17 protein-coding genes and 1 tRNA gene are annotated in these 23,340 nt (G+C 48.2%); 7 read left to right on the top strand and 11 right to left on the bottom strand.

The window, feature by feature from the left end; translation table 11 throughout:
• Positions 1-33: 33 nt before the first annotated feature.
• From accC to E4K71_RS05450, 6 genes are all read right to left on the bottom strand, one after another.
• Positions 34-2,034, bottom strand: coding sequence for an acetyl-CoA carboxylase biotin carboxylase subunit (gene accC, locus E4K71_RS05425; protein WP_135077513.1), 2,001 nt, complete (start codon positions 2,032-2,034; stop codon positions 34-36).
• A gap of 39 nt (positions 2,035-2,073) precedes the next feature.
• A complete protein-coding gene (locus E4K71_RS05430; RefSeq protein ID WP_135077515.1) occupies positions 2,074-3,606 on the bottom strand; it encodes an acyl-CoA carboxylase subunit beta in 1,533 nt (510 codons plus the stop codon).
• A 177-nt stretch (positions 3,607-3,783) separates the two neighbouring features.
• Entirely contained in the window at positions 3,784-4,368 is a 585-nt protein-coding gene (locus tag E4K71_RS05435; RefSeq protein WP_135077517.1) for a hypothetical protein, read from the bottom strand.
• A gap of 80 nt (positions 4,369-4,448) precedes the next feature.
• A complete protein-coding gene (locus E4K71_RS05440) occupies positions 4,449-5,162 on the bottom strand; it encodes an ATP12 family protein (protein ID WP_240796875.1) in 714 nt (237 codons plus the stop codon).
• A 74-nt stretch (positions 5,163-5,236) separates the two neighbouring features.
• Entirely contained in the window at positions 5,237-7,318 is a 2,082-nt protein-coding gene (locus E4K71_RS05445) for an AsmA family protein (RefSeq protein WP_135077519.1), read from the bottom strand.
• Between the two features lie 3 nt (positions 7,319-7,321).
• Complete coding sequence (locus E4K71_RS05450) at positions 7,322-8,002, bottom strand: HAD-IA family hydrolase (protein WP_135077521.1); 681 nt, start codon at positions 8,000-8,002, stop codon at positions 7,322-7,324.
• A 194-nt stretch (positions 8,003-8,196) separates the two neighbouring features.
• Between E4K71_RS05450 and E4K71_RS05455 the strand changes: the two genes are divergently transcribed.
• Positions 8,197-9,012, top strand: coding sequence for an OmpA family protein (locus tag E4K71_RS05455; RefSeq protein ID WP_135077523.1), 816 nt, complete (start codon positions 8,197-8,199; stop codon positions 9,010-9,012).
• 62 nt (positions 9,013-9,074) lie between these two features.
• On the opposite strand, the gene lipB is transcribed toward E4K71_RS05455, so the two are convergent.
• Positions 9,075-9,704 carry a lipoyl(octanoyl) transferase LipB gene (gene lipB, locus E4K71_RS05460; protein ID WP_240796908.1) on the bottom strand — a complete coding sequence of 210 codons (630 nt, stop codon included), beginning with the start codon at positions 9,702-9,704 and terminating at the stop codon, positions 9,075-9,077.
• A gap of 141 nt (positions 9,705-9,845) precedes the next feature.
• On the opposite strand from lipB, the gene E4K71_RS05465 reads away from it, so the two are divergent.
• Positions 9,846-9,930 (top strand) — tRNA-Leu (locus E4K71_RS05465).
• 65 nt (positions 9,931-9,995) lie between these two features.
• Here the strand turns inward: E4K71_RS05465 and E4K71_RS05470 are convergent.
• From E4K71_RS05470 to E4K71_RS05490, 4 genes are all read right to left on the bottom strand, one after another.
• Entirely contained in the window at positions 9,996-11,765 is a 1,770-nt protein-coding gene (locus E4K71_RS05470; protein WP_167730301.1) for an HlyD family type I secretion periplasmic adaptor subunit, read from the bottom strand.
• Between the two features lies 1 nt (position 11,766).
• Entirely contained in the window at positions 11,767-14,004 is a 2,238-nt protein-coding gene (locus tag E4K71_RS05475) for a peptidase domain-containing ABC transporter (protein ID WP_135077527.1), read from the bottom strand.
• A 112-nt stretch (positions 14,005-14,116) separates the two neighbouring features.
• The gene (locus E4K71_RS18155) at positions 14,117-15,214 is read right to left on the bottom strand and encodes a hypothetical protein (RefSeq protein ID WP_167730304.1); all 1,098 of its coding nucleotides are present in this window, start codon (positions 15,212-15,214) and stop codon (positions 14,117-14,119) included.
• A gap of 199 nt (positions 15,215-15,413) precedes the next feature.
• Positions 15,414-17,639 (bottom strand): response regulator, encoded by a 2,226-nt coding sequence (locus E4K71_RS05490; RefSeq protein WP_135077531.1) that lies wholly within the window; start codon positions 17,637-17,639, stop codon positions 15,414-15,416.
• Between the two features lie 470 nt (positions 17,640-18,109).
• On the opposite strand from E4K71_RS05490, the gene E4K71_RS05495 reads away from it, so the two are divergent.
• The 5 genes from E4K71_RS05495 (at position 18,110) to E4K71_RS05515 (ending at position 23,322) form a co-directional block, all read left to right on the top strand.
• A complete protein-coding gene (locus E4K71_RS05495; RefSeq protein ID WP_135077533.1) occupies positions 18,110-20,413 on the top strand; it encodes an NADP-dependent malic enzyme in 2,304 nt (767 codons plus the stop codon).
• 6 nt (positions 20,414-20,419) lie between these two features.
• A complete protein-coding gene (gene mgtE, locus E4K71_RS05500; protein ID WP_135077535.1) occupies positions 20,420-21,838 on the top strand; it encodes a magnesium transporter in 1,419 nt (472 codons plus the stop codon).
• A gap of 72 nt (positions 21,839-21,910) precedes the next feature.
• Complete coding sequence (locus E4K71_RS05505; RefSeq protein WP_135077537.1) at positions 21,911-22,303, top strand: MerR family DNA-binding transcriptional regulator; 393 nt, start codon at positions 21,911-21,913, stop codon at positions 22,301-22,303.
• Positions 22,304-22,425: 122 nt separating this feature from the next.
• Positions 22,426-22,875, top strand: coding sequence for a thioesterase family protein (locus tag E4K71_RS05510; RefSeq protein ID WP_135077539.1), 450 nt, complete (start codon positions 22,426-22,428; stop codon positions 22,873-22,875).
• 12 nt (positions 22,876-22,887) lie between these two features.
• Positions 22,888-23,322: a PaaI family thioesterase gene (locus tag E4K71_RS05515; protein WP_135077541.1), complete on the top strand. Its 435-nt coding sequence runs from the start codon at positions 22,888-22,890 to the stop codon at positions 23,320-23,322.
• Positions 23,323-23,340: the final 18 nt, after the last annotated feature.

Genomic DNA, 23,340 nt, shown 5'->3' on the forward strand with positions numbered 1-23,340 from the left:
GCCCTTTTAGAAAAAGTTCAATAAGAACTTGTTTTAGTCGTCGCTTGCAAACTCGATGATTTTCTCATCAACCATCAGGGACCCGCCTTCAGCCGCGTGGATCTTCTTGATCACAACGTCTTTTTCAGCGCGCATGATGTTTTCCATTTTCATGGCTTCGATGATACAGAGAACTTCACCAGCTTTGACTTCCTGACCTTCTTCAATTGCGACAGAAAGCAGCAGACCCGGCATCGGGGAGAGCAAGAAGGCAGACATGTCTGGCGGTGCCTTAAACGGCATCAGATCGTTCAGTTCAGCCTGACGGGCTGTCAGAACTTTCACAGATGCTTGTGCACCCGCATGGAACAGGCTGTAACCCGTTGCTTCTTTGTCAACCTGTACACAGATTTCTGTGCCATTGATGTCAGCAAAGAACAGTGGCTCACCAAATGTCCAGGCTGAACGGATATGCAGCGTCGTACCGTCGATATCAACGTCATAACCGTCTGTTTCGTTCGGTGTTACAGTCGCATTGAATTTTTCATCATTGTACTGAACAACCCATTCGTCTGCGATCTGGCGACCACGGCTACCTTCCATCTGACCGGAAATCATGGTTTCGCGCTCTGCTTCCATACGTTTCATGAAACAGGCAACAGCCACCAGGTTTTTCGGGTCTTTTTGCGGTACCATGGAGGCATCGAAGCCATCCGGATATTCTTCCGCAATGAAGTTGGTTGTCAGGTTACCGTCGATGAAACGTTGTTTGGACATCACCGCGTTCAGGAACGAGATGTTATGACCAACGCCACGGATGTAATATTCATCCAAAGCGCGTTTCATGTTTTCAGTACATTCTTCACGATCTTTACCCCAGGTGACCAGCTTGGCGATCATCGGGTCATAATACATGGAGATTTCGCCACCTTCATACACACCTGTATCAACGCGAACAGTATCGCTTTCAACCGGCGGGCGGTATTTGATCAAACGACCAGTAGACGGCAGGAAGTTACGGAACGGGTCTTCCGCATACACACGGCTTTCCATGGACCAGCCATTGATGCCGATGTCTTCTTGCTTAAGCGTCAGTTCCTGACCGTCAGCAATCTTGATCATCCATTCAACCAGATCAACACCAGTGATCAGCTCAGTTACAGGGTGTTCCACCTGTAAACGAGTGTTCATTTCCAGGAAGTAGAAGTTCTGATCTTTATCAACGATGAATTCCACAGTACCGGCAGAACGGTAGTTAACCGCCTTTGCCAGAGCAACTGCTTCTTCACCCATTTTCTTACGGGTTTCAGCTGTCAGGAACGGGGAAGGAGCTTCCTCAATTACCTTCTGGTGACGACGCTGAATAGAACATTCACGTTCTTGCAGGTAAACTGTGTTGCCATGTTTGTCTGCCAAGATTTGGATTTCGATGTGACGTGGCTCTTCAATGAATTTTTCAATGAAGACACGGTCATCACCAAATGATGAAACTGCTTCAGAAGTTGCACGTTCGAACCCGTCGCGACATTCTGCTTCGTTAAAGGCAACACGCATACCTTTACCACCACCACCGGCAGAGGCTTTCAACATAACCGGGTAGCCGATTTTGTTCGCGATTTCTACGGCGTGGTCTGTGTCTTTAATGACTTCAGTGTAACCCGGAACTGTACTTACACCAGCTTTCTGAGCCAAAAGTTTTGATTCGATCTTGTCACCCATCGCTTTAATAGCAAGAGTTTCAGGACCGATGAACTCAACGCCAGCAGCGTCAAGTGCGTCAAAGAACGCAGCGTTTTCAGACAAGAAGCCGTAACCCGGGTGTACAGCCTGTGCACCTGTTTCTTTAATGGCTTTCAGGATGTTGTCCATCACCAGATAAGACTGGGCAGATGGAGCCGGGCCGATGTTTACAGCTTCGTCCGCCATTTCGACGTGAAGCGCATCTTTATCGGCATCGGAATAGACCGCAACGGTCTTGATGCCCATTTTGCGGGCTGATTTGATTACGCGACAAGCAATCTCACCGCGGTTTGCAATCAGGATTTTATCGAACATGTGTCCGTTTCCTTTTAACTAGCTTAAATTCGAAAGATCTTAGAGAGGAATGTTGCCGTGCTTACGCTCGGGGTTCTTCAGATCTTTGTTCTTCAGCATTGCGAGAGATTGACAGATACGACGACGTGTACCATGCGGCATGATCACATCATCAATGAAGCCACGGCCACCAGCCTTGAACGGGTTGGCGAAGTTGCGGGCGTATTCATCTGTACGTTCCTGAATTTTCTCAGGATCGCCGATGTCTTGACGGAAGATGATTTCCACAGCACCCTTTGCACCCATTACCGCGATTTCCGCAGACGGCCATGCAAAGTTCACGTCACCACGCAGGTGCTTGGAACTCATTACGTCATAAGCACCACCGTAAGCCTTACGTGTAATGACAGTCACTTTCGGTACAGTTGCTTCAGCAAAAGCGTACAACAGTTTCGCACCGTGTGTGATGATACCGTTATATTCTTGGTCAGTACCAGGCATGAAGCCCGGTACGTCAACAAATGTCACCAGCGGAATGTTGAACGCATCACAGAAACGAACAAAACGTGCCGCTTTAACAGAAGAGTCGATATCCAGACAACCTGCCAGAACCATCGGCTGGTTGGCAACGAAGCCAACAGTGTCACCGTTCATACGGCCAAAACCAACGATGATGTTTTTGGCATAATCCGGCATGATTTCAAAGAAATCACCTTCGTCTGTGACTTTGGTGATCAGTTCTTTCATGTCATATGGCATGTTCGGGTTATCTGGAACCAGCGTATCCAAAGAACCATCATCGCGATCCGCCGGGTCAGTTGTCGGACGGTGCGGTGCTTTTTCTTTGTTGTTGCTTGGCAGGAAGTCAACGAAGTCACGCAGTTGCAGCAGGGCTTCAACGTCATTTTCAAACGCAAGGTGTGCTACACCGGACTTAGTTGTGTGCGTAACCGCACCACCGAGTTCTTCCTGTGTTACTTCTTCGTGTGTAACGGTCTTTACAACGTCCGGACCTGTTACGAACATGAAGGAGCTGTCTTTTACCATGAAGATAAAGTCAGTCATTGCAGGGGAGTATACCGCGCCACCTGCACATGGGCCCATGATCATGGAGATCTGTGGGATCACGCCAGATGCTTCAACGTTGCGTTGGAATACGTCAGCATACCCACCCAAGGAAGCGATGCCTTCCTGAATACGTGCCCCACCTGAATCGTTCAGGCCGATACATGGTGCGCCAACTTTCATGGCTTGATCCATGACCTTGCAGATTTTCTCAGCGTGTGTTTCAGACAGTGAACCACCGTAAACTGTGAAATCCTGTGAGAATACGAAAACAAGGCGACCGTTTACTGTACCGTAGCCAGTAACAACACCGTCCCCCGGTGTGTGGTCTTTTTCCATGCCGAAGTCTGTGCAACGGTGTTCTACGAACATGTCCCACTCTTCGAAGCTGCCTTCGTCCAAGAAAAGGTCGATTCTTTCACGGGCAGTCAGTTTGCCCTTTTTATGCTGTGAGTCGATACGCTTCTGACCGCCACCAAGACGGGCTTTGGCGCGTTTCTCGTCAAGCATCTGGATAATGTCGTGCATCTAAATATGTCCCCTCAGCTCATTGATTTGAGCATAGATATATTTGGAAGAAATGAAGACTTCCTGCCGACTTTGATAACACAATCGTATAGCATGTGCCAGAAAAAATACGCACTCTAATACCGAATTACCGATTTATTTTAGAGGGGAGCTTATAAATTTTTATAAATCAATGTGTTATATCTTCTCTTCGGCGTTCTTACCCATCAGGTTCAGTAAGATCACCATGCTGATTAGAAGGAAAATATATTCAAGATAGCTCGTTTGGGCGAGGGTGGTTTTGGAAAAGAGCGTCTCCCGCCCGGTATCGGTCAGGCTCAACAAACCTTTGACGGCTGAAAAAATCCCGTGAAAGCGATATATATACATAAACAGGTTTTCGCTTCGGGTACGTTCTTGTTTGAAAAATGCAATGAATTGGCTGATGGCGAAACTGAAAGTCGCGGCAACAAAATAAACAATGGCAAGGCGGACATTCAGGAACTCGGCCTCTTGGCCCAATAAAAGGATTAAACCAAGATAGCCAGCCAGAAAGACGCCCATGACCCAATGGCCACGATAGTTATGGCCAAGATAGCGCAGGCAGCCAAGACCCAGCATGTAATATCCGATGAACTGGCAGAAGTGTCCACTGATGACAGAAAGCAGATAGAGATCATAAAGACGTAAGAAAAGGGAGGAAAAACTCAGCCCAAAGAAGATAAAGCTGATAATCCATTCTTTCTGTCCGCGATAGCGATCAATCCCTTTACCAATCACCATTAAGGAGGCTGCACCCAATAGGCAGATGCTTAAGCATATATACAAATAGGCTTGCACAGGGGCCCCCTAATACAGGTTTTTTAGTCTCGGATAAGCGTCAGCCAATCGACAACGGATTGCAGGTCTTTCTTGATGACGTCACGGCGGTCTTTGGCTTCCCAGTCTTCGCCCCACAGTTCAATCTGATAGGTTTCATCAACTTGAGAATCTTCAAAGGCTTGGGCGCTGTCAATTCGTCCTTCTGTTAAGGAAAGTGCCAGCAGGATAGAGCCTGTGCAGTGTGTCGCACTTGAAAGACCTGAGAGTTCCCAGTCATTATAGCCTTCGACAACCTCACGGATTGCGCGTACTGAATTTTCGGGTTGTTCCACATGCATGATGCCAGTTTGGGTTTTAAATTCGGCGCCATATGTTTCCTTGGCCCAGTCGATATAAGGCATCCATGCCTTGGCTTGACGTTCAGCCAGTTCTTTGGGCTCATCCGTCCAGTAACAAACCAGATCGGTTTCAGCATATTTGGCAATTTGTTCAATCACACCATCGCGCAATTCCCCGATACGGTCTACAGCCGTGGAGGCCAAGGCCATCATGGGCATGGTCAGGGGCTGGATATGTTCTTCCTGTGCATCCCATTCCTTGGCCAGGGCATCAGCCAGAGCTTTTGTTGGCAATAGCAGGGAGCGTTTGGCCGGGCTTTTGAGTTGACGTCCGTCCAGTGTCACGCGAAAGCCGTCTCCATCTTGTTCAACAGCGACAGTTTTATAAAAACGTTTCAGCGGTGCAGATGGATCCATGATCAACAGTCCTTGAAGTAAAGTGGGCACCTGCCAACGCCATGGTGTGACGTTGGCAGAAAGAAGTTTTGCCCTTAATTACCGCTTCCAAACATTTTGAGCAAGCCCCCAACTGGATTTGCCGGGGCTTGTTGTTGCTGTTTGGGTGCAGGTTTTGGACTGCTTGTGGATTTGCTTGTCGATTTCTTGCCCAATGCGGTCGCACAGGGATCGCTATCAGACATCGCCTTATCTGTCAGGCCACTGACGAGTAAGGAGAGGCCACCTGTTGCTACGGCTGCACCAAGGCCCAATGCAGCCTTGGCTGTACCAACCGCATCAACACCCACACCGGGTGCAGACAGGGGACCTGTTAAACGAACCATTCCAGCCAGTCCGCCTGCATTGACCCCCAAGTCAGCGGTATCCCCACGAGGTTCCGGTTTGACACCCACATCAAGAGTTTCATTTGCCAGATTAACCTGACCGGAGCTGGTGATATTCATAACATTGGTTTGAATGGCGATTGTGCGTTCAAACTTGGTGACACCTTTGTTGAAATCCAGATTGACCACCATACAGGAGAAGGGGGTGAATTCACCGGATTTGGCACTGGGTAGGAGCTTTTCCAGCACCCCTGTAACCAGATCACCACCCAGAAAATTGACTTTATCTGATTTAATTTTACCATCCCCGACATTGACCAAAGTTTTACCTTTTAAGCTGCCCATCAACCCGGCAACCGATTTACCTGTCGCAGCCAAGTTCAATTTGACTTGTGTAGCCCCACCATGGATGAGGTCTGTAACCCCCGTTTCTTGCAGGCTTTGACCAAGGCCAAGATTTTGACCGGACAGATTAATGCGCAGAGAGGCGGGAAGTTTGCGCCCATCCAGATCAATGACACCGCCAAATTTACCACCGCCCATCATAAAGCCAGGCTGTATATTCAGCTTGCCGCCGTTCAGTTTGACGATCTTAGTGACATTATTCAGGGCAAAATCAGCTACAATCAGTTTTTTAGCGTTAAAGCGGATATCCGCATTGACCGCTTTTAAGCCATCAAGGGGCAGGGGATCAGACGGGAAAATCTTGGCGGGCTTTCCTGCTTTTGTTTTTTCTGTTTTTGCTGCTGGGGCCGTTTGGGCTGTTTCTTCGCTGGCTGGGGTAACATCCTTGATATTCAGCAGGTTGGAATTTAGCCCAACTTTGATATGGGGGACTTTGCCTGCCAAAGAAACCATCATATCACCAGACAGGTCACTGCCGCCGATTTTCATGTTCAGGCCCCCAAGCTTATAGCTTTCATCGCCATCTGACAGGGTTGCAGCCATTTCAAACGGGCCAACTTTTCCCACCTTGGTGCCTGCAAGTTCAGCAAGGCGTGCGATATTGTCGCTTTTGGCTGTCAGGGCGAGGTTGAGCCCCTTGCCCGCAGCTGGTTCTTTGATTTGGCCGGAGATATTAAAGCTGGCCCCGGCGGCTTTAAGGGCAAGGTTAATGTCTAGTGGTTTGCCTTCCATCAGGCTTTCCGGGGAGCCAAGCTGGCCTGTCAATTCAACAACATGCTGGTTGAAAGCCCCCTTAAAGAGCAAGTTCAAGGGGTCATCCATATCTGCTGCATGGGCTTGCATGGTGTCAATCACGATGGATGTTTCTTCCCCTTTAACCCCATCTTTGTAAGTGAAACGGGCTTTTTCAATGCGAACGGAATTCACAGCAGGCAGGGGCGGGGCAGAAGAATCTGAAGCTTCGCCTTTTTCTTCTTCTGGGGGATTGGTTTGCCCCATCACCCAGTTCCCGTTCCCACTTTTATCGGTTTCCAGCAGGATATTCGGTTCAATCAGAACAAGTTCAACAATGTGGATATCGCCAAACAGCAGCGGCATGAGTTTCATTTCTGCGGCAAAGCTTTTCAGCTTCACCATTTCAGCACGTGACCCCCATGTGGCGTTTGACAGGCTGACCCCATCCACGCGGACTTTGGGCGAGAGGGAAATATCCAGTTCCAGATCGCCGGCAATGACAAGGTCGCGACCTGTTGCTGCTTTGGCCTGTTTGGCGATTTCGCCTTTATATTGGTTGAAATCAGTGGATTTCAGGATGGCAACGCCTGCGATAATAACGCCGACGAATAAGACGACAATGCCCCCGATAATTAATTTTAAACGTCCCATAACTTATGCCTCCATTACCTGTTTTATTGCTTGTGGCAGTTCGCTGTAATCATGAATGACGCAGGCCGCACCAGCTTGCAGTAATTCCTCGCTTGCATGATAGCCCCAGGAAACGCCGATGGATTTGACTTTTGCATTCCCTGCCATATGTATATCGTACGTGGTATCACCAATAACAACAGCATTTTTTGCATCGACACCGCTTTCTGACAGGGCCTTTTCCACTATTTCAGGGTGTGGTTTACCCATGGCGCGACATGCCGTTTGCAGGGTGACAAACCTGTCTTGTAGGCCGTGGGTTTTTAATGTCGGGATCAGGCCACGCATGGCCTTGCCTGTTGCGACACCCAATAACCAGCCATCTGCTTCTAGTGCATCCAGTGCTTCTATCGTGCCTTTAAATAGCGGTTCTTCAACTTCATCATTTAAGCGCATATCGCGAAAGTGGGCGCGATAGGTTTCAGCCATTTCGTGATGAGTCTCCCTGTTTTCATTTGCAAAAAGCATTTCCATTGCAACTTCAAGGGGGAGGCCAACAACACGACGCACGGATTCGGCAGGGATTTTATCGAATCCATAGGTTTTACAGGTCATATCCATAGCGCTAATGATGGCATGCTGGCTGTCTACCAATGTGCCGTCACAGTCAAAAATCGCCAGTTGTAAAGGCTTATCGCTTGCCACAAGCTGCTCCTTTTATAAAAAAACGTCCCTATTTTGAATATTTAGCTTGCACTAAATGGGCGTGGACACAATCATTTTAATAATCCTAAAGTTCAGGTGTCTATCTACAAATGTAGCAAATATTTGAAGTTTAGGTCAGGGTTCTTTCAAAATTAAGAGATGAATCGTTATTTGACAAATCGAGGAGGCTATTCATGAAATTTCTAAAAACAGCTACGGCATTATGTGCTCTTCCGCTTCTGGCTGCTTGTGCATCTAACTGGGATGTGGATGGGGCAAAAATGGCTCAGAATGATGGTTCAGCTTTCCAGAAGGAACTGCAAAGCGAATATGCACGCCTTGCGGGCTTGGAGCGTGATGAAGGCGACTGGACAGATGCGAAACTGTTTGTCGGCAAAGCGCTGGCTGCGACAAAAGGGGATGTTGAACCCCAAATGGTTGCAGATCGTAATATTCCGGCTGACAAGGTGGATGAGCTCACGGCTGCCCGCAATAAGCTGACCATGGCCTACGCTATGGGGGGCAAGATGAAATATCCGCAGGCTGCTGCGCGTGCCCAAGCCGGGTATGATTGCTGGATGCAGGAACAGGAAGAAAACTTCCAGCCGGAAGATATCGAAGCCTGTAAAAAATACTTTATGGCCGCAATGAATGACATGGGCGAGAAGCCAATGGCAAAGGCTGCGATGGATGACATCATTATTTATTTTGATTTCAACAGCGCAATGCTGACTGAAGATGCCAAAGGTCTGCTGGTGAAGGCATCCATGATGGGCCGTGGGGCCAATGCCGTTATGGTTACAGGCCATACAGATACAAAAGGGAACGCTGCTTATAACGAAGGTTTAGCACTGCAACGTGCACAAGCTGCTTCTGACTTCCTGAAAGCGCATGGTGTGATGGGTAAATCCATCCGCGTAGGGGCAAGTGGTGAAAGCATGAATGCGGTTACGACAGGCGATGACGTTGAAGAAGCCCGCAACCGTCGCGTGGTGATTTCTTTTAAATAAGAAAAGAACCTGATAAATGAAGAAAGGCGGCTCTTGTTTGGGGCCGCCTTTTTCTATGTGCTTTATTCCTCGTCTTCAAAGACGGCATCAAAACAAGTCATCAGCAGGCTGTCGACTTCCTGCATGGTAATCCAGACCCCAAGGTCTTGCAGGGAGGTCACGCCATGTTCTGAAATGCCACAGGGCACGATTCCCTGAAAATGACTAAGGTCAGGTTCAACATTAAGGGAAATCCCGTGGAAAGTGACCCATTTGCGAACCCGTACACCGATGGCACCGATTTTATCTTCTTTGCCCATGCCACGATCCACCCAGATGCCGACACGGCCTTCACGGCGTTCCCCTGTAATGTTAAAGGTTGCCAGTGTCTGGATGACCCATTCTTCCAGTTTATTGACAAACTTGCGAATATCGCGTCCCCGCTTGGTCAGGTCCAGCATGACATAGGCAATGCGCTGGCCCGGTCCATGATATGTATACTGTCCGCCTCGTCCAGCGTCATATACGGGAAAGCGATCCGGGTCGATCAGGTCTTGTGCATTTGCGCTGGTTCCTGCGGTATAAAGGGGCGGGTGTTCCAGCAGCCAGATACATTCTGCTGCCTTGCCTTCTGAGATGGCTTTGACGCGTTCTTCCATGAAAGACAGGGCTTCTTCATAAGGGACTTCGTCATCACTGAAACGCCATTCGATGCCATTTCTCATGATTGTTGAAATTTTTTTATCATTCATGCTTGATCTATCTGACTTCTTTGTTTATACCCACGCCCACGCAGATGGTTGACGGTTTTACAAACCTCATACACCGTTAACAAATCTTTTGCCACATTTTATGCGCTCGTGGCGGAATTGGTAGACGCGCATCGTTGAGGTCGATGTTCTTAACCGAGTGGAAGTTCGAGTCTTCTCGAGCGCACCAATAAAAAATCCCTGCCAAGCGGTGACGCTGGCGGGGATTTTTTTGTGCTATGACCTGAAATAGGGTTAATTCGGCTCGGTAAAGCTGGTTTCAATGGTCCTGATGACGGGGTACAGGAAGTAAGTAATCAGGCGTCTTTGCCCCACACGAATGTCACCGGTGAGTAACATGCCGGGGACAAGACGGAAATCGTCGGGTAAGTCATGCAGGTTATTGCCCTGAATATTGGCATGAATCCGATAGTAGGTTCCTTTTTCACCTGTCAGGGATTCTTCAACAGTATCTTCGGAGATAAAAGTAATCGCTGCATTCAGGTCGCCATGCTTTTGATAGGGGATAGCATCCAGCTTTACAGACATTTCAGCACCGGGATAGAGGTTGCTGATATCGCGCGGGTCAATGTCGATTTCAACATTGAGGGGAACGTTGCTGGGAACCAGCGTCATAACGGTGGAACCTTCTTTGACAACCCCGCCCTCATAAAGGTTTTCCAAAGCGATAATGACGCCATCCGTTGGGGCGATGATTTCGATGTTTTCGCGTTGACGGCGAAGCTTGACCAATTCTTCTGTTTTGGCATCTCGCTGCTTGGTTGCATCGGCCAGCTTTTCACCAATGCCTGAAAACCATTCACTGACGAAGGCTTGTTTTTTGGCTTTCAGTGCGTTGATTTCCCCGCGCAGTCTGTTGGTTGAATTGCGCAGTTCGGTCAGTTCCCGTTCTGCCATAAGCCTTTCATTTCTGGCTTGCAGGTAATTGACCTCTGAACCAATTTGTTTGTCGAAAAGGCGTTTGCGCGCCGCTTCGAGTTTTTGCTTAATACGGAATTGTTGTTCCGCCAGAACAGCATCGCTTTTTGCTGACTTGATTTCAGAATGAAGATTACGCAGGTCCTGATCAAAAGAGGTGATGCGGGAGCGGTATTCGTCTTGGCGATTGAGATAGATTTCGCGCTGGATCCGGCTGGGAATGTCTTTTGCGATGTTTTTTCCCAACTGGTTTATTTCCGCTTCCAGACGGAAAATTTCAGAATCCAGTTGTTCGACTTCTTGTATTACTCTGGTCAGGTCAGATTGGGCAAACGTGGCATCAAGGGTGACAAGAATATCGCCCTTTTTAACGCTTTTACCAACCGTGCTATGGACTTTTTTCACCATTGCGCTGCCCGTGGACTGGACTTCGATTGTAGGGACCGTTGTGGTTAAGCGCCCACGGGCTGAAACGGTTGTATCAATGATGGAAAGGGAGGCCCATATGATAAAACCAAAGAACACGCCTAGGATACCAAGGAAAGACAGGCTGATGATGCGGGGAAGACCCTGATGTTCAATGGCTTCGGCCCCGGCTCTGAACTCGTCAATAATGGCTTCTTCATCTGGTTTCCATAATTGCCAGACTTTTTCTTTTTCAACAGGTGTATCAGGTGTTTGTGTCGCTTCATGATCAAAGCTGCTGCTTTCCAGGCTTTTATTTGATGTTCTGACATAACTCGCCAGACGGTACATCATGTTCATGGCGACTTCGGGGGTCTGTTTGATATGCCCCATCAAGGCGGTTTCATCAATTTCACGCACAATGACATCTGTGATGGCTCTGGCCGATGCGCTACGCGGTGATTTGTCAATAATAGCCATTTCACCGAAGAGTGTACCTTCGGGCAGAGCCTGCAAAGTAATGAGCTTGCCAGCAGACAGTTTGCAGACTTCCACTTCCCCGGATACAACGACATAGGCGAAATTGCCGACTTCGCCTTCCTGAAAAATGAAATCCCCGGCTGCAAAGCGTCGTTCATTTTGTTTAAGCTCGTTTGGGTTTTGAGAGGATGGTGTATTCATTTTATACCTCCGTCTCATTTTGTGGTGCTGCGGGGCGTTTGCGTGCCCCCCAGCCCCGTCGTTGGGGTGGGACTGTTGTGGCGGGCGTTGACTGTTCAACTTGGGGAAGGCCGATCAGGTTGAGTTCTTGCTTCCACATATCAGCGTAAACGCCTTTTTGGGCAACAAGGTCTTCATGCTTTCCGCTTTCAACAAGACGTCCTTCTTTCATAACAAGGATTTGGTCGCATTCGCGGGCATGTGAAATACGATGGGCAATGAGGATCAGGGTTCTGCCAGAGGCAATATCAGGCATTTTTTGTCGAACAGCATGTTCTGTTTCCAGATCAAAATGGGCAAAGGCTTCATCTAAAATAAGGATGCGGGGGTTCCTGATTAACGCTCGGGCCAAGGCGATTTTATGACGCATACCGACCGATAGATTACTGCCGCCTTCTTCAATTTCTGTTTCATAGCCGTTGCTAAGCTGGTCAATATCCACATCCAGCCCGACAAGTTCTGCCGCCCATGTCACCCGCGCACTTCCCGCACCAGGAAAAGGCTGCATGATGTTTTCACGAATGGTGCCTTTGAAAAAATGGGGCGTTTGGGTGACGCAAGCCACGTTATAGCGCAGGTGGGCTAAATCCATCAGGCGCAAATCATGCCCATCAATGGTGATGCTGCCGTTTTGTGGGCGGATAATGCCCTGTATCAGCCGTCCCATGGTGGTTTTACCGGACCCTGTTGGCCCAACGATTGCGATCTTTTGGCGCGGCTGGATGTTGACGTTAAGCTCTTTAATGGAAGGGGCGCTATCATCATAGTGAAAGCTAACGTTGTGAAACGTGACATCCCCTAAAATTTCAGGAACTTCCCCCCGGCGATGCATTTCACCACGGGTATTCATGACCGAACCGATACTATCAACGGCTCGTGTCACTTTTTCAACATCTGTCACCAGTGTCACAAGCTGGACTAATGGCCCGGTGACTTTGCCTGCAAGCATGTTCACACCAATCAGGACACCTGCGCTCAATTCACCAGCAAAGACCAGCTGGACCCCAATGAAAATAACGGCAACAGTCATTAATTGTTGAAGGGTTGAACTGATTTGGGAAGAAATGGCATTGGCACTTCCCAGTTTTAAATGGGCAACGGTATGATCTGAAATTGCATCTTCCCAGTTTTTCTTCTGAACCGGTTCCAGAGCCAGTGTTTTGACTGTTTCAATACCCGAGATTGAGTCCATCAAGATGGCTTGTTTTCTAATGTCTGCGGTTGAGGCACGTTGTAAGCGATGTTTCTGGAGCTTGGTTGCCACAATCACATTGGCTGAAATAGCAAGGGAAAACAGAATGACCACGCCACACAAGAGAGGGCTGTATATAAACAGAATGGGAATGAACACCATTAAAGATGTCGCATCCAGTACAGCCCCGAAAAAACGTCCAGTTAAGGCTTGGCGCAAGGAAATGGTCTGTTGCAGAGTTTTTGAAACTTCTGGAATCGAGCGTTTCTGAAAGTAGGAAAGCGGAAGGTCAAGCAGCTTGGAAAAGAGCTTTGCATTCAGGCGGACATCTACTTTGCCAGAGGCAAACAGGACAATATATTGGCGCAGATACCCCAAAAAGCCATTGAACAAATAAGCAATGATCACACCGGAGGTGATGACATAAAGTGTCGATGTGGCTTCAAAATTAACCACTTTGTCCAACACGATCATGATGAAGACGGCAGGTAAAACGGCAAAAGCATGCAAAATCAGGGAAATAACAAGCAATTGTCCCATCAGGGATTTATGTCGAAAATACCCTGACATCAGCCATGAGAAATCAAACGGGCGGTCTTCATCGAAGAAGTCGTACTTTCTTTTTAATAAGATAAGTTGCCCTGCCCAATGCTGGGCAAAGGCAGCATGGTCGACTGTTTCAGTCTGGGGGGTGCCTGAGGCAGGATCAATGACCGTCAGGGATTGGATTGAGTGTTTATCTTCAGCAAGTTTAAACCCTGTCAGCAAGACGCAACGGTTATCTTTGAGCCGGGCAATAAGGGGGAAGGCATCTTTTAAAGAGGTTAGCTTTTCTAAGGAAAAACTTCCCTGCTTTGCTTTCAGGCCGTGTTCTTGTGCAATGCGCACCAGTGTTTTGGTATCGGCTTCTTTATCGCCAATGTTAAATGTGTGAACCAGTGTATCCACACTCAGTTCAATCCCTTGTTGGCGTGCGGCCAAAACCAGACATTTCAGTGCTGTGTGCATTATCCCTCAGATCGTTTAAACGATTTCTTGTATGAGTTTACGCTTTAGGCATTTAGATTTAAACAAAAAGGGAGAACTCTTTGAAGATAGAGTTCTCCCGATTTCACCGTGTTTACACGACGTCCGTTTCGTCCATTTCCGGTGGTGGGGGCATATCTCCTGCCATATCGCCTTCTGGCGGTGGTGGCATGTCCCCATCCGGGTGTGGTGCATCTGTCATATGTTCATCCATGCTTTTGCTTACGGCATCATCCATCGCGGCCATTGTCGCATCTTCTGGCGGTGGTGGCATGTCGCTTTGTGGTGGTGGCGGTGGTGGCATATCTCCGCCCGGTGGTGGCATGTCCCCTGCCTGTGGCTGGTCAAACATTGGGATGTCTTCACCCGTATGTTCCATTGGTGCAGGGTCATTCCCCCATGTCCCGTCTTCAGGTGGGGGTGGGGCCTCACCATCAGGGGGCGGCATATGTTCGTCATGGGGGGGGTGTTCTTCACCAGGTGGTGGCGGTGGCGGCATTTCACCTTCATGATGGTGTTCATCCCCACCAGCAGCATCAAGGCCAGCCCCAAAGGCTTCTTCAGGGGAGGCACCATCGGCCAAGGCTGTGTCAAAGGCTTCCTGAACAGCAGTCGCACCTTCTTCAAACTCTTCTGGCGGAACGCCGATGTCTTGAGCGGCTTGTGCAGCAGCATCCATGGCAGCAGCCATGGCATCTTGTGGTGTTGCCCCGTTATCCATGGCATCCTTAAAGGCATCGCCTGCAGCTTGCCCAATCTCATCTCCCTCTGGCGGTGGCATGTCACCCGGTGGCGGAGGTGGTGGCGCTTCTCCTTCCGGCGGTGGCATATCACCCGGTGGTGGAGGTGGTGGTGCTTCTCCTTCTGGTGGCGGCACATCACCCGGTGGCGGTGGCGGCATTTCGCCTTCTGGGGCAACAGCATCCATACCGGCACCAAAGGCTTCTTCTGGTGAGGCACCATTTGCGAGGGCATCGCTAAAAGCGGATTGGAACTCTGTCGAGCCTGCTTCAAATTCTTCCGGGGGCATGCCCATGTCTGTTGCAACTGTTTGTGCTGCACCCATTGCTGCATCTAGTGCTTCTTCAGGGCTGGCCCCATTGTCCATGGCGTCTTTGAATGCTGTGCCTGCAGCTTCACCAAGGGGGTCTCCTTCTGGAGGCATTTGAGGATTATTAAATTCGTCTGCCATAATATTAAGTCCCTGCCGTTCGTTAATGAAAGAGTGTGAAAAAACTCAATAAAAAGATAGTGACATATTATTTTGGAACTTAAAAGAGGTAATACCAGTATTATTACGTAGGTATTTTGTTCTTTTGGAGCGAAGGGCATAAATAAGCCCCTGTTACAGGGATAGGGGCTTATATAAGTTATTGTTTCATATGGTTTGTTTATGAAGCCTGTTTTATTGTGTGGATGTCTTCATCCAGTTGTTCATTAATCATCAAAATGAGTTCAACCCAGTTAAATGGCTTGGTTGCATAGGCATTCATTCCGACTTCCAGGTAGCTATCAATATTTTCCTTCATCGCATCGGCTGTTGCAGCGATGATCGGGATGTTGGCCTTTGGCGATTCCATGGCCCGAATACGACGCGTGGCCTCAATACCATCCATTTCCGGCATGCGTACATCCATTAAAATAAGATCAAAATCATGCTCTTTATGGGCCTCAATAGCGATTTTGCCATTTTCTGCGATATGAACATGATGACCATAAGCCCCAAGGAACTTTTGAATCAGCATCTGGTTGACCCGGTTATCTTCCGCCAACAGGATGTTCAGTTTTCTTTGTGCCTGATAGTCATGAGCCGCAAAAAGTTCACGTGTTTCTGCGGGCAAGGCTTGGCCTTCTTCAAAGGGCAGGGTGAATTCAAATGTGCTGCCAACACCAAGTTCACTCTTCACAGTGATATTGCCGCCAAGAAGCTCCAGCAGGTGCTTGGTAATGGCAAGGCCAAGGCCCGTCCCTTCAAACTTGCGGGAAATGGAAGCATCAGCTTGTGTAAATTCGGTGAACAGGGCGTTGATCGTTTCCTGACTCATACCAATGCCGGTATCGCGAATGCTACATTTTAGAAAGGAAGTTCCGTTTTCGTCTGTAAAGCTGTCACAATGGATAAAAACCTGACCTTTTCCGGTAAATTTAAAGGCATTGCCGACAAGGTTGGTCAGGAGCTGTTTGAATTTGGTCGGGTCCGACTTGATCGCCTGTGGGATGGCTTCTGCAATTTCAAGATGGCAATCAATCGGGTGGTCATCACTTCTTGTTTTTTCAAACATGCCGATAACTTCATGTAGAATGTTATGCGGGTTGAAGTCAATGTGTTCCACCTCCATCTTTCCGGCTTCAAGTTTGGACATGTCCAAAATGTCATTGAGAATATTCAGCAATGAGCGCCCGGATGTTTTAATGCGGTAGACTTTTTCTTTGGTGGTTTCTGGAATGTCGTCTTTCAGCATCAGCTCAGCAAAGCCGATAATACCTGTCATGGGCGTGCGCAGTTCATGACTCATTGAGGCCAAAAATTCAGATTTTGCCTTGTTGGCGACTTCGGCATGATGTTTGGCTTGTGCAAGGGAGTCCGTATAGCGTTTGATGTCGCTTTGGGCGCGGCCAAGAACGAAATAAAAAATCAGGAATACAATTGCCCCGCCAAGGCAAGCCGTCAGGGTTGTTTGAATGATCGAATTTTCAAAAGTGTGTGTGGCCGCTGTGATATCCTGAACCACATAAAGGTCCCCGACATCCCGGCCACTGTAATCAAACAGGGGAAGGGGGCTGATCTGGTATTTTTTCTGTTTATCTTCAAAGGTTTCATGCATCGGCACATGTGCGCCGGTATCGTCAAAAAGGCTGTGTTTTTGAATGAAATGCTTAAAATGCTCGTTGAACGAGATGTTTTGTTTACCCACGATAACGATGTTTTTGAAATCATTCCAGTTGACAGAATAATCAACAAAATTCTGCCCGACTTCCCAGTCGGCTTTTGTGAGGAACTCTTTACGAATGGTTCCTAAAAGACCGAGGTTATAATGTTCGGTAATTCCCCGGTTGATATGGTCAATCTCTTCACCGACTTCAACATAACCGATGAGTTCCCCTTTATGGTGCCAGGGCATGACTGCTCGTAAGGTAAAGGTGCCAAATTTACCCAATTCCAGGCCATGGGAATATTGACCGGTTTTTTCCGTGTTCAACAGGGTTTTGCGATTAATGATATCGCTGTGGCGGTTTTGTTGGTGTACCCGCAGAAACGTCCGGCGTTCAGGGGTGAAAAAATAAAAGTGGGTAATGTGATGGTTTTCTTTGAGACGCTCGAAAATACCTTGGGTTTGTTGAAAGAGGCGCTCGCGGTCACGCTCTTGAAAGGTTTGTCGCAGGTTATCATTACTCATGATGTCATGTAAGGCGACATGCATCAGTTGGACATCACTGTCAATTCGGTGTTCATATTCAGACTGGACACGTTTTAAGGCATCGTCAAAAGCAAGGGAGAGCTGTTCTTCTTCGCGCAAATAGCTCGACCCAATAAAAAGGCCGATAACAGTAAGCAGGATAAACGTAAAAGGCACGAGGATAACGACTCGCAGGCGTTGTGTGCTGAAAAAGAACATTCAGTCTCCAGTATAACTTCAAGTAGATGGAGCTATGATAGGTGTAAATTTATAGCTTTGAAAGCATGAAGAAGATGGCTGGTTTGCGATATTTTATGGAGTAAAAATTCGCTTTATAAGTGAGTGAACTGGAGGTTTATTTAGAATGAAATAAAAGTGCATTTTAGTGTGTATTGTGTGCTTTTTAGAGCTAGAAATAAAAAAAGAGATGGAGAGGCAAAGAATCGCTTTTTCTGTTGTGCTTTTTTTATATAAAGCTATTGTATTTTCCAGACCCGGAAAAAATGCGGGCAACAAAGAAACGTCCTTCCTGAAAACCATGACCTGAAAGCAAAAAGAAAGGTTGGTTTGTCAGGAATCCCTGTGCTTTGTAGGAGAGGGAAGCATTGGGACACTTATATATAATATTCGAATCGCTGTCGAAATTGGGCCAATTCATGGCCGTAGCCAACACATAAGGGGACGAGTGAATGGCAGAAGAAAATAAAAGCACTGAAGAAAAATTCCGTGAAGGGGCGTTGGAATACCACCGCAATCCAGTACCCGGCAAAATCAGTGTGACTGCAACCAAACCATTGGCAAACCAACGTGATCTGGCGCTTGCCTATTCACCTGGTGTTGCCTTTGCCTGTGAAGAAATTGTTCGCGATGAAAAAGAGGCCGCGAACATGACGGCACGCGGCAATCTTGTTGGGGTTATTTCCAACGGGACGGCGGTATTGGGGCTTGGGGCGATTGGCCCGTTGGCCTCCAAGCCGGTGATGGAAGGTAAGGGCGTTCTTTTCAAGAAGTTTGCCGGGATTGATGTTTTCGATATTGAGATCGAAGAAAAAGATCCGCACAAACTGGTTGATATCATCAAGTCACTAGAACCGACTTTTGGCGGGATCAACCTTGAAGATATCAAGGCACCGGAATGTTTTACGGTTGAGCGTGAGCTTAAGGAAAAATGTAATATTCCGGTTTTTCATGATGATCAGCATGGTACGGCGATCATTGTGGGTGCTGCGGTGAAAAACGCCCTGCGTGTTGTGGGCAAAGATATCAAAAATGTGAAACTGGTTGCCAGTGGGGCCGGGGCGGCGGCGCTGTCCTGTTTAAATGTCCTGAAACATATGGGCCTGCCTGCGGAAAATATCATTGTGACCGATATTGCCGGTGTTGTTTATAAAGGCCGCACCGAAGAGATGGACGAATTCAAGGAAATCTTCGCTGTTGAAACAGACCTGCGCACCCTTGATGAAGCCATTGATGGGGCTGATATTTTCCTCGGCTTGTCCGCACCGCGTGTATTAAAGCCGGAAATGGTCAAGAAAATGGGCGAGCAGCCGATTATCTTTGCCTTGGCAAATCCTGAACCTGAAATCCGCCCGGAACTGGCAAAAGAAGTTCGCCCGGATTGTATTATGGCGACAGGACGTTCGGATTATCCAAACCAGGTGAACAACGTTTTGTGTTTCCCTTATATTTTCCGTGGGGCGCTGGATGTGGGCGCAACCACGATTAATGCGGAAATGAAAATGGCCTGTGTGGAAGCCTTGGCTGAACTTGCCATGGCCGAAGCAGATGAACGTGTCACCAAGGCATATGGCGAAGAAAACCTGCGCTTTGGTCCAGAGTACCTTATTCCCAAACCGTTTGATCCGCGTTTGATTTTGAATGTGACGTTGGCGGTTGCCAAGGCGGCGATGGACAGTGGGGTGGCAACACGCCCGATCCATGATTTCCATGCTTATCGTGAAAAACTGAACCAGTTTGTATATCGTTCTGGCATGACGATGAAGCCTGTGTTTGAACAGGCCAAACGCGCACCGAAGAAAATCGCTTATGCCGAAGGTGAAGACGAGCGTGTGTTGCGTGCAGTCCAAATCGTGGTCGATGATGGGATTGCCCAACCCGTGTTAATTGGTCGTCGTGAATCCATTGAAACGAAAATTCGGGACCTGGGCCTGCGTTTGCAAATTGATAAGGATATTGAAGTTGTGGAAATCATGCGCGATCCGCGTTTCCATAACTATGCCGATTATTATCACCGTTTGATGGGTCGGCGCGGGGTTTCGCCCAAGGCCGCACTTGGGCTTGTGCGATCACGCCCAACCATTGTGGCGGCATTGATGCTGCGCCGGGGGGAAGTTGACGCCATGGTTTGTGGCACAACGGGGCGTTATTTCAAACATTTGCAGGAAGTCACCAACCTGATTGGCAAACGTAAAGGCCAATCTGTTTTGGCGGCAATGAACTTGCTGATCACAGATAACGATACGATTTTCCTGTGTGATACGTATGTGAACTATAACCCATCAGCCGAAGAACTGGCAGAGATTACGTTGCTGGCGGCAGAAGAAGTGCGTCGTTTCGGGATTACGCCGAAGGTTGCACTGGTGTCGCATTCCAACTTTGGCAACCGGGATTCTGAATCTTCCATGAAAATGCGTCGTGTACGTGAGCTTGTTCTGGAATTGGACCCGAATTTGGAAATCGAAGGGGAAATGCATACCGATGCGGCGCTGTCTGAACAGCTTCGTAACAATATCTTCCCAAATTCGCGCTTGCGTGGGTCTGCCAATCTGTTGATCATGCCGAACCTGGATGCGGCCAATATTTCCTTTAACCTGATGAAAATGACAGCAGACGGCTTGCCTGTTGGCCCGATTTTGTTGGGTACGGATAAGCCGGCGCACATCTTGTCGCCATCTGCAACAGTGCGTGCGGTGGTGAACCTGAGTGCGGTTGCGGTTGTGGATGCACAAATTCACGCTGGCGAAGCGGAGTAAAAATGGGTGAGTGAATTGCCTGAACAGCAAGTGGAAGACGAGATCGCTGATGGTCGCCCTCAGGTCGATATTGAGGAAGGCGATGCATTCGGTTTCGGTGGTGAACATGTTAATCAGGTTCGCGACCACTTGCGTTCAGACAATCACGACGCCATTAAAGAACTCTTTGACGACCTTCATTATGCTGATGCAGCCGATGTCGTACAGCAGCTGAAACCTGATGATCGTTCTGCTGTTTTAAAAACAGTGGGTACGGACCTTGAACCTGAAGTCTGGTCTGAACTGGACGAAGATATTCTGGAAGAGGTGGTTGACGAAGTCGGTGCAAATGCCGTTGCACTTGCGATTGTCGAGATGGAAGATGACGATGCCTTGGCCGTTATTGAAGAGCTCGACGAAGAAGACCAAAAAGAAGTTCTGGAAGCACTGCCCCATGGGGAACGTAGTGTTATTCTAGAAGGGCTGTCTTTCCCGGAAGATTCCGCCGGGCGTATGATGCAGCGTGACTTGGTCACTGTCCCCGCCTTTTGGACAGTGGGCGATACGCTGGATTATTTGCGCAGTGATGTGGACTTGCCGGAAGATTTCTATGAAATTTTTATTGTTGATCCCAAGCAACAGCCATTAGGCACAATCCCGCTAAGCCAGCTGTTGCGTAACAAGCGTCCCGTGCGTGTGGATGGCTTAATGGAAGAACAGTTGACCACCATCCCGGTGGAAACCGATCAGGAAGAAGTTGCTTTTATCTTTAGGGATCGTGACCTCGTTTCCGCCCCGGTTGTGGATGGGGATTCCCGCCTGCTTGGGGTTATTCATGTGGATGACGTTGTTGACGTTATTGATGAAGAACACGAAGAAGATATCATGCGCATGGGCGGCGTGACGCAAGATGAGTTTTATAGCTCTGCTCTGGATGCGGCAAAATCACGGGTCTGGTGGCTGGTGGTTAATTTGGGAACGGCGATTTTAGCCTCCCTTGTCATTGGCATGTTTAGTTCAACGATTGAGCAGTTGGTGGCTTTGGCTGTGTTGATGCCGATTGTGGCTTCCATGGGCGGCAATGCGGGGACGCAAACCTTGACGATTGCTGTGCGTGCCATTGCCATGAAGGAATTGACGCCAGCCAATGCCCTTCGGGTTGTGGGGAAAGAAGTCGCCGTTGGCGGGGTGAACGGGGTGATCTTTGCCCTGCTGGTTGGCCTATGTACCTGGCTGTGGTTTGGCGATACGGCGTTGGCTGGGGTGATTGCTGCGGCCATGGTGGTCAATATGATTGTGGCGGGCTTGGCCGGGGCTTTGATCCCGGTGGCACTGGATCGTTTTGGGGCAGACCCGGCGGTATCTTCTTCTGTCTTTTTGACAACGGTGACAGATGTGGTCGGTTTTTTTGCTTTTCTTGGACTGGCAGCAGGTTTCCTGTTATAGCTCTGACGAATTGACGTTGGGGAAAGAAAGTTCTTTACGTTTACGTAAAGGTAAAATAATATCGCTTTTGTTATGACTGAAGAAAAATCAAAAACATACAGTATCACGGAATTATCGAAGGAATTCGATGTTACCACCCGTACCATCCGTTTTTACGAAGACAAGGGGTTGATCTCTCCTGAGCGTGAAGGCCAGCGTCGGATTTATTCGCCACGTGATCGCGTGCGTCTGCGTTTGATTATGCGGGGAAAACGGATTGGCTTTGCCTTGTCTGAAATTCAGGAATTGATTGATCTCTATGATACGGACCGTTCTGAGGTGACACAGCTTGAAGTGCTGATTGACCGTATTCAGGGACGCCGAGATGCATTGGTCAGTCAGCAGCATGATATCAACACAATGTTGGAAGAACTAAGTGATCTTGAAAATAAGTGTGTTCAAAGACTGAAGTCCAAAAAAGTCTGAAAACTTATTTCTAGAGCGTGTCGCGTATAGGTAATGATGTTCAGATTAAATGTAGTTTATAAGTTGACGTTTACGTAAACGTAAATATAATAGCCTCGTCATTTAAAATCACGAGGTGCATCATGACCCAAACTCAAAAGACAATCCTGACACATCGCAGTACGGTGCAGCAGTGGGAATGTGACCATATGGGGCATTTAAATGTCCGTAACTATATGGCTAAATTTGATGATGCAGCCTGGAGCTTTCTTGCGGTTTTAGGCATTAATAAAGCGTATTTTACCGAACGCCAGGGCGGCGTGGCAGCTGTGGACCACCATGTAACCTATAAGAAAGAACTTTTGCCCGGTGATTGTGTTGAGGTTTATTCAGAATTGGTGATGCTGGCAGGCAAGAAATTTAAAATTCACCATCAAATGCGCAATGCGGTCACCGGGGATGCCATAGCTGACTGTGAACTTTTCGGGGTGCATATGGATCAAAAAGCCCGACGCGCCTGTGATTTTCCTGAAGATATTCTGCAAACAGCACAAGCCTATTTGCCTGTTGCTGATGATGTTGCCGCGCAATGAGGAGAAAGAATAATGAACTTTCAGCCGCGTTCGCAAAACTATATTGAAATTGTGCAGGCTGCGTTTGAACGACAAGGCTTTATGAAACATCTTGGGACTGAGCTGGTTGATGTCCGTCCCGGTTTTTGTGAATTACATATCCCGTTTAAGGAAGAATTGGACCAGCATCATGGTTATTTTCATGGTGGAGTGATTGGCTCACTGGCTGATGTGTCTGGTGGTTTTGCGGGCTATACATTGGTGGAAGAAGGTCAGGCTATGCTGACGGTGGAATATAAGCTCAATATTATTTCACCGGGGGCTGGGGATTATTTGAAAGGGGTGGGCCGTGTTGTTAAATCCGGTCGTACCCTGACTGTCACCCATATTGATGTCTATGGGGTGAAAGATGGGATCGAAACCCAATGTGCCACCGCAATCCAGACTTTGATGGCGGTATCGGCTTAAATTTCAAAACAATTAAAT

Source organism: Terasakiella sp. SH-1, assembly GCF_004564135.1.
Lineage (GTDB): Bacteria > Pseudomonadota > Alphaproteobacteria > Rhodospirillales > Terasakiellaceae > Terasakiella.

Bases quoted from the DNA above. Each gene is read 5' to 3' on its own strand.
- E4K71_RS05505 (WP_135077537.1), top strand. From the start codon at position 21,911: ATGACTGAAGAAAAATCAAAAACATACAGTATCACGGAATTATCGAAG.
- E4K71_RS05470 (WP_167730301.1), bottom strand. From the start codon at position 11,765: ATGAATACACCATCCTCTCAAAACCCAAACGAGCTTAAACAAAATGAA.
- accC (WP_135077513.1), bottom strand. From the start codon at position 2,034: ATGTTCGATAAAATCCTGATTGCAAACCGCGGTGAGATTGCTTGTCGC.
- E4K71_RS05515 (WP_135077541.1), top strand. From the start codon at position 22,888: ATGAACTTTCAGCCGCGTTCGCAAAACTATATTGAAATTGTGCAGGCT.
- E4K71_RS18155 (WP_167730304.1), bottom strand. From the start codon at position 15,214: ATGGCAGACGAATTTAATAATCCTCAAATGCCTCCAGAAGGAGACCCC.
- E4K71_RS05435 (WP_135077517.1), bottom strand. From the start codon at position 4,368: ATGGTGATTGGTAAAGGGATTGATCGCTATCGCGGACAGAAAGAATGG.
- E4K71_RS05495 (WP_135077533.1), top strand. From the start codon at position 18,110: ATGGCAGAAGAAAATAAAAGCACTGAAGAAAAATTCCGTGAAGGGGCG.
- E4K71_RS05510 (WP_135077539.1), top strand. From the start codon at position 22,426: ATGACCCAAACTCAAAAGACAATCCTGACACATCGCAGTACGGTGCAG.
- E4K71_RS05430 (WP_135077515.1), bottom strand. From the start codon at position 3,606: ATGCACGACATTATCCAGATGCTTGACGAGAAACGCGCCAAAGCCCGT.
- E4K71_RS05445 (WP_135077519.1), bottom strand. From the start codon at position 7,318: ATGGGACGTTTAAAATTAATTATCGGGGGCATTGTCGTCTTATTCGTC.
- E4K71_RS05475 (WP_135077527.1), bottom strand. From the start codon at position 14,004: ATGCACACAGCACTGAAATGTCTGGTTTTGGCCGCACGCCAACAAGGG.
- E4K71_RS05455 (WP_135077523.1), top strand. From the start codon at position 8,197: ATGAAATTTCTAAAAACAGCTACGGCATTATGTGCTCTTCCGCTTCTG.
- E4K71_RS05440 (WP_240796875.1), bottom strand. From the start codon at position 5,162: ATGGATCCATCTGCACCGCTGAAACGTTTTTATAAAACTGTCGCTGTT.
- E4K71_RS05490 (WP_135077531.1), bottom strand. From the start codon at position 17,639: ATGTTCTTTTTCAGCACACAACGCCTGCGAGTCGTTATCCTCGTGCCT.